Raw genomic sequence first — 13,070 nt, 5'->3', positions numbered from 1 at the left:
GGCCCGGCCGCCGCCGTACCCGCCGGCCCGCGCACCGCGGACCGGATCGTCCCGGTGCCGCTCTCCGTCACCCCCGGCTCCGGACCCGGCTACCGGCTCACCGACCGCACCGTGGTGCGCACCCTCCCCGGGGACGAGGCCGAACGCATGGCCGGGGAGGCGCGGCAGATCGCCGGGCAGCTCGCCGAGGCGCTGCGGCGCCCGACGGGGTTGCCGCTGGACGTGGTGACCGGCCCGTCGGCCGGTGCGCCGGAAGCGGCGGGCGCCGACGGCATCGTCCTGTCGCTCGACCCCGCGCTCCCCGGGTCGACCGGGACCGAGGGCTACCGGCTGGCCGCCGACGCCACCGGCGTGCGGATCACCGCGCGCGACCCCGAGGGGCTCTTCCGGGGCACCCAGACCCTCCGGCAGCTGCTGCCCCCGCAGATCGAGAGCCCGCGCCCGGTCGCCGGGGCCCCGGAGTGGACGGTCGCGCCGGTCGTCGTCGAGGACCGTCCGCGGTACGCCTACCGCGGCGCGATGCTCGACGTCGCCCGGCACTTCTTCACCCCGGCCGAGGTCAAGGGCTTCATCGACCGCCTCGCCCTCTACAAGGTCAACCACCTCCACCTGCACCTGAGCGACGACCAGGGCTGGCGGATCGAGGTCCCGTCCAGGCCCGCGCTGACCACGGTCGGCGCGGTCAGCGAGGTCGACGGCACGCCCGGCGGGTTCTACACCGCGGCCGACTACCAGGAGATCGTCCGCTACGCGCAGCAGCGCTACCTGACCGTCGTCCCGGAGATCGACCTGCCGGGCCACAGCAACGCGATCCTCGCCGCGTACCCCGAGCTGGACTGCACCGGGAGCGCCCGCCCCTGGCCGTACACCGGGATCGAGGTCGGCTTCTCCACGCTCTGCCCGACCGGTGACGCCGTCTTCTCCTTCACCCAGGACGTGATCTCCGAGCTGGCCCGGCTCACCCCCGGCCCGTACCTGCACATCGGCGGCGACGAGGTGAAGAAGATCTCGGAGGAGGAGTACGCGGAGTTCGTGCGGCGGGTGAACGCGCAGGTGCTCGCCGCCGGGAAGACTCCGGTCGGCTGGAACCAGGCCGCGCCGGGCGGGGTCGGGGTGCTCCAGTACTGGGACGGCCGGGCCGGGCGGGGGGAGGAGCTGAAGGCCGCCGCCGAGCGCGGGGCCAAGGTGATCATGTCGCCGTCGGGGCGCACCTACCTGGACATGAAGTACGAGGCCGGCTACCCGCTCGGGCTGGTGTGGGCGGGCACCATCGACGTCCGGAGCGCCTACACCTGGGACCCGGACACCCTGCTGCCGCTGCCCGCCGGGTCGGTGCTCGGGGTCGAGGCTCCGCTGTGGACGGAGACCCTGGACACCCCGGAGAAGCTCGACCTGATGCTGCTGCCGCGGCTGCCCGCGCTCGCCGAACTGGGGTGGTCGTCGAAGGAGAGCCACGACTGGGGGCGCTTCAAGCTCCGGCTCGCCGAGGAGGGCGCGCGCTGGGAGGCCGCCGGGTACCGGTACGAGAAGCGCGCCGAGGTGCCCTGGCCCGCGCGGTGAGGCTCCGCCGTGCGGTGGCCGTGCCGTGCCGCGGCCCCGCCGTGCCGTGGCCGCCCGGCGGCGCGGCCACGGCATCGTGACCGGCCGGCTCCGCGGTGTGCGGGGGCTGGGGAACGGGCGGGCGGCGGCGTAGCGTGACCAGTGGGGGATGCGGAGGGGATCACGGAGGTTCCGGAGCCGCAGGAGGAACGATGTCCGAACGGGAACCCGACCCGGCGAAGCAGGAGGCGTTCGCGGGCCGCGTGCTGCAGGTGCTGAACGACGCCTGTCTGGCGCTCATGACCAGTGTCGGCCACCAGACCGGCCTCTTCGACACGATGGCGGGCCTGGCCCCGTCGACCTCCGAGGAGGTCGCCCGGGCCACCGGGCTGGACGAGCGCTACGTGCGCGAGTGGCTGGGCGGCATGGTGGTCGGCGGGTTCGTCGAGTACGACCCGGGGCCCGGCCGGTACGCGCTGCCGCCCGAGCACGCCGCGTCGCTGACCAGGGCCGCCGGGCCGGACAACCTGGCCGGGATGACGCAGTACGTCGCACTGCTGGGCGAGGTCGAGCAGCGGCTCGTGGAGGCCTTCCGGGAGGGCGGCGGGGTGCCCTACTCCGCGTACCCGCGCTTCCAGGCGCTCCAGGGGGAGGAGACCGCGTCGGTCTTCGAGCGGGTGCTCGTCGACCTGGTGGTGCCGCTGGTCCCGGGGCTCACCGAGCGGCTGCGGGCCGGGATCGACGCCGTCGACATCGGCACCGGGCAGGGCCACGCGGTGAACGTGCTGGCCAGGGCCTTCCCGGCCAGCCGGTTCACCGGGGTCGACATCTCCGAGCAGGGCATCGGCGCGGCCCGGGCGGAGGCCGCGGCACACGGCCTGGACAACGCGCGCTTCGTGCTCGGCGACTCCGCCGAGCTGACCGGTCGGTACGACCTGGTCACCGCCTTCGACGTGATCCACGACCTGGCCCGCCCGGCCCGGACGCTGAGCGCCGTCGCGGGTGCGCTGCGGCCCGGCGGGGTCTTCCTGATGGGCGACATCGCGGCGGGCAGCCGGTTGGAGGAGAACATCGGGCATCCGCTGGCCCCGGCGCTGTACACCTTCTCGACCTTCTACTGCATGACGGTCTCGCTCGGCGAGGGCGGGGCCGGGCTGGGCACCGTCTGGGGCGAGCGGACGGCGCGGCGGATGCTGGCCGAGGCCGGGTTCGGCTCGGTGGACGTGCACCAGGTGGAGGGCGACATCCTCAACGCCTACTACGTGGCGCGGCCGGACGGAGCCGTCGCCGGGGCCTGAGGACGCCGGGCGAAGCCGCCGGGACGCCGGGGGCTCCGGGGACGCCCAGCGCGGCCGGGACGCCCGGGGCGGCCGTGGACGGTCGGGGTGGCCGCGGCCGGAGGGCGGACGTAGGTTCGAAGGGTCGGAGCGAAGGAGGGCGGCGATGACCGCCAACGGCTACGCACACCCCGAGGCACTGGTCGGCACCGCCTGGCTGGCCCAGCACCTGGACGACGGCACGCTGCGCGTCGTGGAGGTGGACGAGGACACCGGGGCCTACGCCCGCGGCCACCTGCCCGGCGCGGTCGGCTGGGACTGGGCCGGCGACCTGCACAGCCAGGTCGGCCGCGACTACGCCGACCGCGCGGGTGTCGAGCACCTGCTGCGCGCCGCCGGGGTCGAGGAGGACACCACCGTCGTGCTCTACGGCGGCAACCACAACTGGTTCGCCGCCTACGCCTACTGGCTGCTGAAACTGCGCGGCTTCGGCCCGGTGCGGCTGCTGGACGGCGGGCGCACGAAGTGGGAGCTGGAGGGGCGCGAGCTGACCGAGGAGGTGATGGACTACCAGCACAGCCCCTACCGGCTGGCCGGACCCGAGCACCCCGAGATGCGGGCGATGCGCGACGAGGTGCTGGCCAGGGCGGAGGTCTTCGCCAAGCCGGGCGCCGACTCGGTGCTGGTGGACGTCCGCTCGCCGGCCGAGTTCCGCGGCGAGGCGCTGGCCCCTCCGCACCTGCCGCAGGAGCAGGCACAGGTGCCCGGCCACATCCCCGGCGCGGTCAACATCCCCTGGTCGCGGGCGGCCAACGAGGACGGCACCTTCCGCTCGGCGGAGGAGCTGCGGGCGCTCTACGGCGGGCAGGGCGTGGGGCCGGAGCGGGAGGTGATCGCCTACTGCCGGATCGGGGAGCGGTCGGCGCACACGTGGTTCGCGCTCACCGAGCTGCTCGGCTATCCGCACGTCAAGAACTACGACGGCTCGTGGACCGAGTACGGCTCGCTGGTGCGGGCACCGGTGTCGCTGGGGTCGTAGCCGGGCACGGGGGCGGTGCGGCGGCGGTGCGGGGGGCGAGTCCGGTGACCCCCCGTGACAGGGCACATGACGCCGTGTCACGGGGTGTCACGGCGCACCGATGCCGTGATTTCGGCCTGTTTCCCCTTATGAACATCTCGGCGTACAGGCGTAGGACAGGGATCGTCGGGACAAGGATCGATCCGACCCGTTGTCCCAGAGACCCTGTGGAGGACCACTGTGCGAAAGAGGCTGATCGTCTCTGCCGCCGCCGGCGCGCTCGCCCTGCTCCTGTCCGTCCCCGCCTCCGCGGCCCAGGCCGGCCCGGGCGCTGCGGGGATCGGTGACTCCTATTACCCCGAGGCCGGGAACGGCGGCTACGACGTCTCGCACTACGACATCCGGCTGAAGTACCAGCCCGCCACCGACGAGCTGGAGGGCACCACCACCATCCTGGCCACCGCCACCCAGGACCTCAGCCGGTTCAACCTCGACTTCGTGCTCAACGTGAAGGAGGTGCTGGTCAACGGCCGGGCGGCCGCGTTCACCACCACCGGCGAGCACGAGCTGGTGGTCACCCCCGCCCGCACGATCGCCAAGAACAGCCCGGTCACCGTGGTCGTCCGCTACGCCGACAGGCCCGGCACGGTCAAGCGCGACGGCTACACCGCCTGGCTGCGCACCCCCGACGGCGGGGTGGCCGCCAACGAGCCCGAGGGCTCCGCCTGGTGGTACCCGAGCAACGACCACCCCACCGACAAGGCCACCTTCGACGTCTCGGTGCAGGTGCCGGACGGCACCCAGGTCGTCAGCAACGGGACCCAGACGTCGAGTTCGCGGGCCGGCTGGACCCGCTACAACTACCGGCAGACCAAGCCGCAGGCCACCTACCTGGCCACGCTGGCGATCGGCCGGTTCGAGATCCGCCAGGACACCACCCCCGGCGGCCTGCCCGTCCTCACCGCCTACAGCCCGGACCTCGGTGCCAACGCCGGTGCGGCGCGGGCCAGCGTCGAGCGCACCGGCGAGCTGGTCGACTGGCTGAGCGGCGCGTTCGGCCCGTACCCGTTCGACTCGGTCGGCGGCTACGTGCCCAACGTGCCCACCAGGTACGCCCTGGAGACCCAGGGGCAGATCTTCTACAGCCCCGCGCAGTTCGCCCGCGGCGCCAACACCTCCGTGGTGGTCCACGAGCTGGCCCACCAGTGGTACGGCGACAGCGTCTCGGTGCAGCGCTGGAGCGACATCTGGCTGAACGAGGGCTTCGCCCGGTACGCGCAGTGGCTCTGGTCGGAGCACGAGGGCGAGGGCACCGCCCAGGAGCTGGCCGACTACACCTACGCCTCCTACCCGGCCGACGACCCGTTCTGGTCGATCCGGCCCGGGGACCCGGGCCCGGACCACCAGTTCGCGGGCGCCGTCTACGACCGGGGCGCGGTCGCCGTGCAGGCGCTGCGCAACGCCGTCGGGGACGAGAAGTTCTTCGCGATCCTGAAGGGGTGGCCGACCGAGCGCAAGTACGGCAACGCCACCATTCCGCAGTTCCAGGCGTACGCCGAGCGGATCTCCGGCAAGCCGCTGGGCGGGCTGTTCAACACCTGGCTGTTCACCGTCGGCAAGCCGTCGGTGGGCTCGGCCGGTGCGGCCCCGGCGGTGGCGGGCCTCGCGCCGGGCGCGGGTTCCCAGGGTGCGGGCGCACCGGGCGTCGTGCAGCCGGAGCCGAAGTCCTGGAAGAAGATCCAGGAGACCAACACCGTTCACGAGCACAACGACTGACGGACCATCGGTTGACAGACCGGTGCCGGGCCCGGCCGTCCGCTCGCGCGGGCGGCCGGGCCGTTCGGTGTCTCAGACCCGCAGGGCGCGTTCCTCGGTGAGGATCAGCTCCTCGATCCCGTAGAGGAAGCGCTCCATCGCCGGCCGGGGGAGTACCGAGGGGTCGGCGGTCATGGCGAGCTGCAGGGCGGTCGGGGTGCGCTGGGCGTCCAGGGCGTAGGTCAGCCCGGGGCGCGGGTCGAACTCGACGGGCCACTCCAGCGTGGTGCTCCCGTCGTCGTTCCCGGGGCCGGCGGTGTCGCCCCCCGGGGTGGCGTCGCCCGGGGCGGCCAGGCCGGTCGGCAGCAGCGCCCGGGTGTCGTTGAAGATGCAGGAGCGGTCGGCGAGCGGCACCTGCTCGGCGGTCAGCCGGTCGACCTCGGCGTCCAGCAGCCGCCGGTCGAAGTACGCGTGCCGGTAGGCGGCGATCGACGCGGCGTGCGTGCGGCGCACGGCCGCGCCGAAGTCGCCGTCGGCATCAGTGAGGTGGAGCAGCGCGTCGCCGGCGACCACGCTGACCGCGTCCGCCAGGCCGGGCAGGAACCGGTTGTTGACCACGACCTGGAGCACCGCGTCCGGGCGGTCGGCCAGCCGGGCCGTCATCGCGGCGGCGGCCGCGACCAGGACGCCGGAGCTGCCGGCCCGGTGTGCGGCGGCGACCGCGTCGACCGCGCGCAGCAGGGCGGGCGAGGTGAGCAGGGCGTTCGGGAAGCGCTCGGCGGAGCCGGTGCGGGCGGGCGGGAAGAGCCGGGCCGGGGCGGCGCGCAGCTTGCGGAGGTTCTGCGCGCGGGCGTTGGCGTCGCGCTTCAGGCCGCGTTCGGAGGTCTGGAACGCGGCTTCCTCCAGCGGCTGCTGGGGCGAGCGTGCGGCCCGGATCGCCTCGGGCGCGGTGCCGGTGGCGAGTTCGGTGAGGTCCCGGACCAGCAGGCCCATGCCGGTGCCGTCGACCGCGGTGTGGGACAGCACCAGGGTGATGTGCCGGGCCAGGCCGCCGGAGACCACCAGGCCGACCCGGATCGGCCACTCGGTGCCGCAGTCGAACGGCCGGCCGGCCAGCTCGCGGTGCAACTCGCGTCCGGTGGTGTCGAGTTCGTCGGGGGCGGCACTGTCCGGGCAGTCGCGCACGTGCACCGTGAGGCGGCCGTCCGGGTCCACGGTCTGGCGCACGCCGGTGCCGTCCGGGTCGGGCAGCAGCCGGGTGTGCAGCGAGTCGTGCAGGTGGAGCAGGTGGCCCAGGGCGTTCAGGACCGCGTCCAGCGGGATCCCGGGGTCGAGCGGCGCCGCGGTGGCGATGTTGAAGCGGGGGCGGTCGGCCGGCGGGAGGCCGCTGATGACGTCCCAGATGGCCCGCTGGCCCCAGGTGGCGGGCCCGTCGCCGGAGCGGCCGCCGGCGAAGGGTATCTCCAGGTGTCGACTCGTAGTCACCGTGCTGGTTCTCCGATGTGCTGGTGCGGACTCGGCGGGTGGTGCTGGCGGGTGCGGTGGGAGCCGTGGTGGAGAGTCTGCTGCACGGCCCCGACGGCCGTCGACCCCCTCGTCCGGCCTGCGGGGCGCCGGCCGGGAGCGTGCGCCGGGCCGGTTGCGCGGAACCGGTGTACCGGCCGGGGACCGTCAGTAACATGAGGTCTCCTCACGTTCACGTCAGGAGGCCGCCATGCCGGACCGTTTCGACCTGCCGGCGGGGTTCCGCTGGGGTGCCGCCACCGCCGCCTACCAGATCGAGGGGGCGGTGACGGAGGACGGCCGCGGCCCGTCCGTCTGGGACACCTTCGCCGCCCGCCCCGGCGCCGTGCGCGACGGCCACACCGGTGCGGTGGCCTGCGACCACTACCACCGCCATCCCGAGGACATCGCCCTGATGCGGGGCCTCGGGCTGGACGGCTACCGGTTCTCCGTCGCCTGGACCCGCGTCCTGCCCACCGGCTCCGGCGCGGTCAACGCCGCCGGACTCGCCTTCTACGACCGCCTGGTCGACGCGTTGCTGGAGGCGGGCATCACCCCGCTGCCCACCCTCTTCCACTGGGACCTCCCGCAGGGTCTGGAGGACGGCGGCGGCTGGCTGAACCGCGACACCGCGTACCGCTTCGCCGAGTACGCCGGCATCGTCGCCGACCGCCTCGGCGACCGCGTCCCCGCCTGGATCACCCTCAACGAGCCCTTCGTCCACACCGTCTTCGGCTACGCGCTCGGCACCCACGCGCCCGGCCGCACCCTGATGTTCGAGGCCCTCCCGGCCGCCCACCACCAGCTCCTCGGCCACGGCCTGGCCGCCGCCGTGCTGCACGACCGCGGCCTCGACGTCATGCTCTCCAACAACCTCACCCCGGTCGAACCGGCCTCGCCGGCGCCCGCCGACGTGGCCGCCGCCGAGGCCTACGACGCCCTCCACAACCGCGTGTTCACCGACCCCGTCCTCCTCGGCCGCTACCCCGGCCTCGCCGCCCTCGGGGTCCCCGACGACCTCTACGGCGCCGTCCGCCCCGGCGACCTCGACCTCATCCACACCCCCGGCCTCGACGGCCTCGGCCTCAACTTCTACAACCCCACCCGCATCGCCGCCCCGACCGGCCCCGGCGGCCTGCCCTTCGACTTCGCCGAGTGGCCCGACGCCCCCCGCACCGCCTTCGGCTGGCCCGTCGTCCCCGAAGCCCTCACCCGTCTCCTCCTCTCCCTCCGCGACACCTACGGCAAGGCCCTCCCGCCCCTCACCATCACCGAGAACGGCTGCTCCGTCGACGAGTCCACCACCCCCGACCAGCCCCGCATCGACTTCATGTCCGCCCACCTCGACGCCCTCGCCCACGCCACTACCGAGGGCATCGACGTCCGCGGCTACTACGCCTGGTCCCTCCTCGACAACTTCGAGTGGGCCGAGGGCTACCACCAGCGCTTCGGCCTCGTGCACGTCGACTTCGCGACCTGCGAGCGCACGCCGAGGGCCTCGTACGGCTGGTACCGGGACCTGATCGCGGCCCACCGGGCGAAGCGGGCGGTCCGGTAGCGGGGACGCGTTCGGTGGGGTTGGTGGGGCGGGGCCGTCGGGATCAGGCGCGTTGGAAGAACTCCACTTCGGCCAGGGCGAGGTGGTGGTCGGCGTCGAGGCCCGTGGGGGTGTCGAGGGTCAGGCGGACGCTGGTGGCGTCGCTGATGGCGGTGGGGAAGGTCTGCGGGCCGGGCTTGTCGGCCAGGGTCAGCGTCTTGACGGTCTTCCGGCCGTCGGAGGCCGTCACCTCCAGGTCGATCCGCAGGGCCCGGCCCTCGCGGGCGTAGTCCTCGGGCGAGGTCGAGGCGCCGTTGGTGACGATCACGGCCACCAGGCGGAAGGGTTCGGCGAAGGTGTAGGTGACCGAGGCGCCGGGGCCCGGGGCGCCCCAGTAGCGGTTGCTGAGTCCGTCGGTGGTGTTGCCGGCGGGCCGGCCGGGCACCTCGGCGCTCGCCTCCACACGGACCGGGGTGACCGGTTTGCTCTTGCCCAGCTTGTCCCGGGTGTCCTCGATCAGGTTCCGGCCGGCCGGCAGCAGCAGGAGGACGCCCGCGCACAGGGCCAGCAGCACGGCCAGGGTCACCAGGAATCGCGTCGTCCGGCCCGAGCCGGCCCGGGTGCGGCGGCGCAGCGGCCAGATGGTTCGCCACCAGGGGAGCGGCGGTGGGGCCGTGGTGGGCGTGAGCGGGGTCGCGCAGCGGCGGCAGAAGCGACGGTCGGGCGGGTTGGGCGTGCCGCAGGAGGGGCAGGGCGCCCCGGTGGTGTCGTCGTCCACCGGGACCGGCCGGACGACCGGACGTGGTGCGACGGCCTTCGCCGGCCGCACGGGCCGGGGCGAGTCGGGAGAAGGAGGAGAAGGAGGAGAAGGAGGAGAAGGAGGGGTGGGGGCAGGAGGGGTGGGGGGAGAGGGAGCGGGGGAGGGAGGGGCAGGGGAAGGCGGGGCGGCGGGGGGAGAGGGAACGGTGGAGGGAGCGGTGGGGGGAGGCGGGGTGGTCGGGGTGTCCGACCAGTCCAGGTACGCGCCGCAGTTGCCGCAGAAGCCGTCCGTCGGGCCGGTGGACGCCCCGCACACGGGACACTCGCGCATGACTGTCACCCCTCCTCGCTCGCGGGCGGTCCCGGCAGGACCTCCACCCGGCAGACCGTGTGGACCGGGCACAGGCTCCGGACCAGTGCGCGGACCCGGTCCGCGTCCACCTCGTGCGCCGGGTCCGCCGCTCCGCCGTGCTGCGGCCACACCCGGACGACCACCTCGTCGGCCGGGGCGGGCGGCAGCGCGCCGCCGGCGGTGGCCGACCAGGCGGCCCCGCCGTCCCCGGTGATCTCCGCGGACACGCCCAGCACCAGGCGCAGCGCCTCGACCAGGCCGCGCCGGGTGCCGCTCCAGCGGTGCAGTTCCACCGCGCGGGCCACCGCCTCGCGGCGCAGCGCCAGCGGCCAGCGCGGGTCGTCGGGGCCGCCCACCCAGGTGGCCAGCCAGGCCAGGAAGTCGGCGGGGGCCAGCCGCGGATCGAAGTAGGAGGGCAGGTTGTCGAGGGTGGTGAACACCGGGGCCAGTACCGTGTCCAGCCCCGCCGTGAACCGCTGCGCGAAGTCGTCGTCGGCGTACAGCGCGGGCAGCTGCTCGCCGATCGGGTGGCGGCTGGGCAGGCCCGGGACGGCGGCCCGGCTCATCCGCGGACCTCCGGCTCCCGCGCGGTCACGACCACCTGGTGCTGGTAGGAGAAGGCCAGCGCGCCCGCGCCGACGTCGATCCGGTCGACCGGGGCGCCGCGCCGGCCCGTGACCGGGTCGGCGGCGAACAGCCGGATCTCCTCCACCACCGCCTCCCCGACGGCGCGCTGCAGCACGCCGAACACCTCCCCGTACTGCACGGGCCGCCCGAACGGCCGGCCCGTGCCGTCGGGTCCGCCGCGCAGCGGGTCGAGGTGCCGGTAGAGCGCGTCGAGCGCCGCGTCGCGCACCCGGTCGGCGTCCGCGGCCGGTGCCGAGAGCCGGGCGACGACGGTGACGCCCTGGTAGAACGGCGGCTCGACGAGGAGCCGGGTGCCGATCAGGCGCCGCTCGTCGAGGGCCGCGGTGATCCCGGCGAGGACCCGGTCGGACGGGATCAGCTGCTCGAAGCGCAGCCGGCCGCCCTCGTCGGCCACCGCGTCCGGCACCACCAGGACCCGTACCGCGCCCGCGCCCGCGTCGCGGTCGGGCAGGCAGCGGACCCGGCGCACGGAGGGTGCCGCCTGCCGGGCGATGATCTCGTGGTCCTCGGCGGTCACCGCGCGCTCCTGCATGCGCAGTGTCTCCGGTGCCCGCAGCCGGGCGTTGTCGACGCTCTCCCCGGCGACACCGCCGCGCGCCGCCTCCCGGTTGACGACCCGGGCGACGTACGGGACGGAGCTGCGCAGGACGGAGACCGCGCCCCGGGAGACGTTGCCCGCCGGGCCGCCGCCGGTGCGGTAGCGGGCCACGCGGATCCGGGCGCCCTTGGCCGGTACCGCCCCGCACGGGCGCAGGGTGCCGTCGGCCTCGCGCAGCACCGGCGGGAAGGTGAACTCGCCGGTGGTGGCGTCCACCCGGACGTGCCGGTCGGTCGGTCCCGAGTGCCCGAAGTGCTCCACCACCTCCCAGCGCTGCCAGCCGTCCGGCGAGGACACCTCCACCACGGGCGGTTCCCCGTCGAGCAGCACGGGCGGGCGACCGAGCCGGAAGGACTGCCCCGCCACGCCCTCCGACACGCCGAGCGGTACGTCGGTCACCCGCTCGGCGTGCTCCACGCCCGTCGTGCCGCCGACGGTGAAGACGGCGGCCTCGCGCACCGTCGGCGACACCGAGTAGAACGGCTGCCCCGGTTCCGCCTCGGTGACCCGGCAGCGCAGCCAGCCCGCCCTGGTCCCGCTGACCAGCGACGCCGTGTGTCCGGCCGGAACGTGGACGATGACCTCACCGGGCCGGTTCAGCCCGCCGGTGCTGTCGGAACCGGTCTCGCAGCGCTGCCACCGGCCGCCGTCCCACGCCTCCCACACCAGCGGGGGCTGGCGCGGGTCGACGCCGACACCCTCGACGCGGCTGTCGAGCCGGACCGCGACCACGCAGCGCGGCACCGCCGTCGGCAGGCCGAACAGCAGCGCGTCGCCGGGCTCGGGCGCGGCCTGGAAGCACGGGACGTCCCGGCCCTCGGCCAGCGCACCCGTCCGGTCGGTCTGCTCGCCGGTGCGGGGCGCGGTGACCAGCCGGGTCAGCTCGCTCGGCACGATGCGCAGGTCCTCGGTGGTGGCGAAGACCACGGCCGCCCCGGACTCGCCGGCCGCGGTGGTCACCTCGGTGCCCGCGGGCAGCGTCACCGTCTCCGGCTGGGGGGCCGACAGCCAGAAGTCGACCTCGGCGACGGCCGCCGACGGCGGGTACAGCCGGATGCCCAACAGGTCCAGGAAGGCCAGGTAGTTCTTGTCCGGGACCCGGTTCAGCCGGTAGAGCAGCTGGTCCACGAGGTAGGCGAACGTCTCGATCAGGGTGACGCCCGGGTCGGAGACGTTGTGGTCGGTCCACTCCGGGGCGCGCTGCTGCACGTACCGCTTCGCCTCGTCGACGAGCTGCTGGAACCGTCGGTCGTCCAGGTTGGGGGAGGGCAGGGCCATCAGTCCGCGACCGTTTCCTCGGTCCCCTCCTCGGAGGGGATCGTGTAGAAGGGGAAGACCAGGTTGCGCCGGTCGTTGGTGGTGCGCACCGTGTAGCGCACGTCGATGTAGAGGGTGGCCGTCTCCACCGCGTCGAAGGCGACGACGACCTCGTCCACCGCGATCCGCGGCTCCCAGCGCTCCAGCGCCTCGCGCACCTGCTGGGCGATCCGCCCGGCGGTGACGCCGTCGCCGGGGGCGAAGACGTACTCGTGGATGCCGCAGCCGAATTCGGGCCGCATCGGCCGCTCGCCGGGCGCGGTGCCCAGCACGAGGCGGATGGCCTCCTCCAGTTCGCGCTCGCGCTCGACCATGGCGATCCCGCCGGTCGGCCCGACCCGCAGCGGGAACGCCCAGCCGCGCCCGATGAACCGGTCACTCATCACAGGCCTCCGATCAGCACGTCGGGCGCACCGGTCAGGACCATCGCGCCGCACGCCGCCCGGTCGCGGGTGCGTGCGGCGGGCAGTCCGCCGATCAGCACCGCACCCCCGGTGACCGCGGCCGGGCTCGGCAGCAGGACGTTCCCCGGCCCCAGGGCCGCGTGCGGCGGTACCGGGCAGACGTGCAGGCTGCCCACCACGGCGGCGGGGCGCCCGCCGATCAGCACCGTCGCCACCCGCGCGGCGGCGCCGGGGGGCGGGGTGGTGATCCGGCCACCGTGGTCGGTGGGGTCTCCGGTACGGGCTGCGGCCGGCATCGGGGGCTCCTCGGGGAGAGAGGGGAGAGAGGGGGGAGTGGGGACAGCGGGGCGGGGCGGAGAGGGG

Annotated in this window: 11 protein-coding genes; 5 read left to right on the top strand and 6 right to left on the bottom strand. The window is 74.8% G+C overall.

The features are described 5' to 3' along the window. From ACFCX4_RS02845 to ACFCX4_RS02830, 4 genes are all read left to right on the top strand, one after another. The coding region (locus ACFCX4_RS02845; RefSeq protein WP_376138314.1) for a beta-N-acetylhexosaminidase at positions 1 to 1,560 on the top strand (1,560 nt) is incomplete at its 5' end. 191 nt (positions 1,561 to 1,751) lie between these two features. Then, a complete protein-coding gene (locus tag ACFCX4_RS02840; RefSeq protein ID WP_376138312.1) occupies positions 1,752 to 2,837 on the top strand; it encodes a class I SAM-dependent methyltransferase in 1,086 nt (361 codons plus the stop codon). Positions 2,838 to 2,982: 145 nt separating this feature from the next. Further along, on the top strand, positions 2,983 to 3,855 hold the full coding sequence (locus tag ACFCX4_RS02835) for a sulfurtransferase (protein ID WP_376138310.1): 873 nt from the start codon (positions 2,983 to 2,985) through the stop codon (positions 3,853 to 3,855). A 219-nt stretch (positions 3,856 to 4,074) separates the two neighbouring features. Beyond that, positions 4,075 to 5,610, top strand: coding sequence for a M1 family metallopeptidase (locus ACFCX4_RS02830; RefSeq protein WP_376138308.1), 1,536 nt, complete (start codon positions 4,075 to 4,077; stop codon positions 5,608 to 5,610). A gap of 72 nt (positions 5,611 to 5,682) precedes the next feature. Here the strand turns inward: ACFCX4_RS02830 and ACFCX4_RS02825 are convergent, their stop codons facing one another. Beyond that, the gene (locus ACFCX4_RS02825; RefSeq protein ID WP_376138306.1) at positions 5,683 to 7,074 is read right to left on the bottom strand and encodes a condensation domain-containing protein; all 1,392 of its coding nucleotides are present in this window, start codon (positions 7,072 to 7,074) and stop codon (positions 5,683 to 5,685) included. 229 nt (positions 7,075 to 7,303) lie between these two features. Here ACFCX4_RS02825 and ACFCX4_RS02820 point away from each other — a divergent pair, with 229 nt between their 5' ends. After that, a complete protein-coding gene (locus tag ACFCX4_RS02820) occupies positions 7,304 to 8,650 on the top strand; it encodes a GH1 family beta-glucosidase (RefSeq protein ID WP_376138304.1) in 1,347 nt (448 codons plus the stop codon). Between the two features lie 43 nt (positions 8,651 to 8,693). Here the strand turns inward: ACFCX4_RS02820 and ACFCX4_RS02815 are convergent, their stop codons facing one another. The 5 genes from ACFCX4_RS02815 to ACFCX4_RS02795 form a co-directional block, all read right to left on the bottom strand. Beyond that, positions 8,694 to 9,407 carry a zinc-ribbon domain-containing protein gene (locus ACFCX4_RS02815; RefSeq protein WP_376138302.1) on the bottom strand — a complete coding sequence of 238 codons (714 nt, stop codon included), beginning with the start codon at positions 9,405 to 9,407 and terminating at the stop codon, positions 8,694 to 8,696. Between the two features lie 317 nt (positions 9,408 to 9,724). Continuing rightward, the gene (locus ACFCX4_RS02810) at positions 9,725 to 10,306 is read right to left on the bottom strand and encodes a phage tail protein (protein WP_376138300.1); all 582 of its coding nucleotides are present in this window, start codon (positions 10,304 to 10,306) and stop codon (positions 9,725 to 9,727) included. Then, on the bottom strand, positions 10,303 to 12,264 hold the full coding sequence (locus ACFCX4_RS02805) for a putative baseplate assembly protein (RefSeq protein ID WP_376138298.1): 1,962 nt from the start codon (positions 12,262 to 12,264) through the stop codon (positions 10,303 to 10,305). The genes ACFCX4_RS02810 and ACFCX4_RS02805 overlap by 4 nt, the downstream gene beginning before the upstream one ends. Continuing rightward, positions 12,264 to 12,686, bottom strand: coding sequence for a GPW/gp25 family protein (locus ACFCX4_RS02800; protein WP_376138296.1), 423 nt, complete (start codon positions 12,684 to 12,686; stop codon positions 12,264 to 12,266). Before ACFCX4_RS02800 ends, ACFCX4_RS02805 begins: the two co-directional genes overlap by 1 nt. Continuing rightward, positions 12,686 to 13,003, bottom strand: a complete 318-nt coding sequence (locus ACFCX4_RS02795; protein WP_376138294.1) for a PAAR domain-containing protein — start codon at positions 13,001 to 13,003, stop codon at positions 12,686 to 12,688. Before ACFCX4_RS02795 ends, ACFCX4_RS02800 begins: the two co-directional genes overlap by 1 nt. Positions 13,004 to 13,070 lie beyond the last annotated feature (67 nt).

The organism is Kitasatospora sp. NPDC056327, from assembly GCF_042261735.1.
In the GTDB taxonomy this organism is placed as follows: Bacteria; Actinomycetota; Actinomycetes; order Streptomycetales; family Streptomycetaceae; genus Kitasatospora.
Note: the sequence above shows the minus strand (reverse complement) of the source record. Positions and strands in the feature narration are given on the sequence as shown.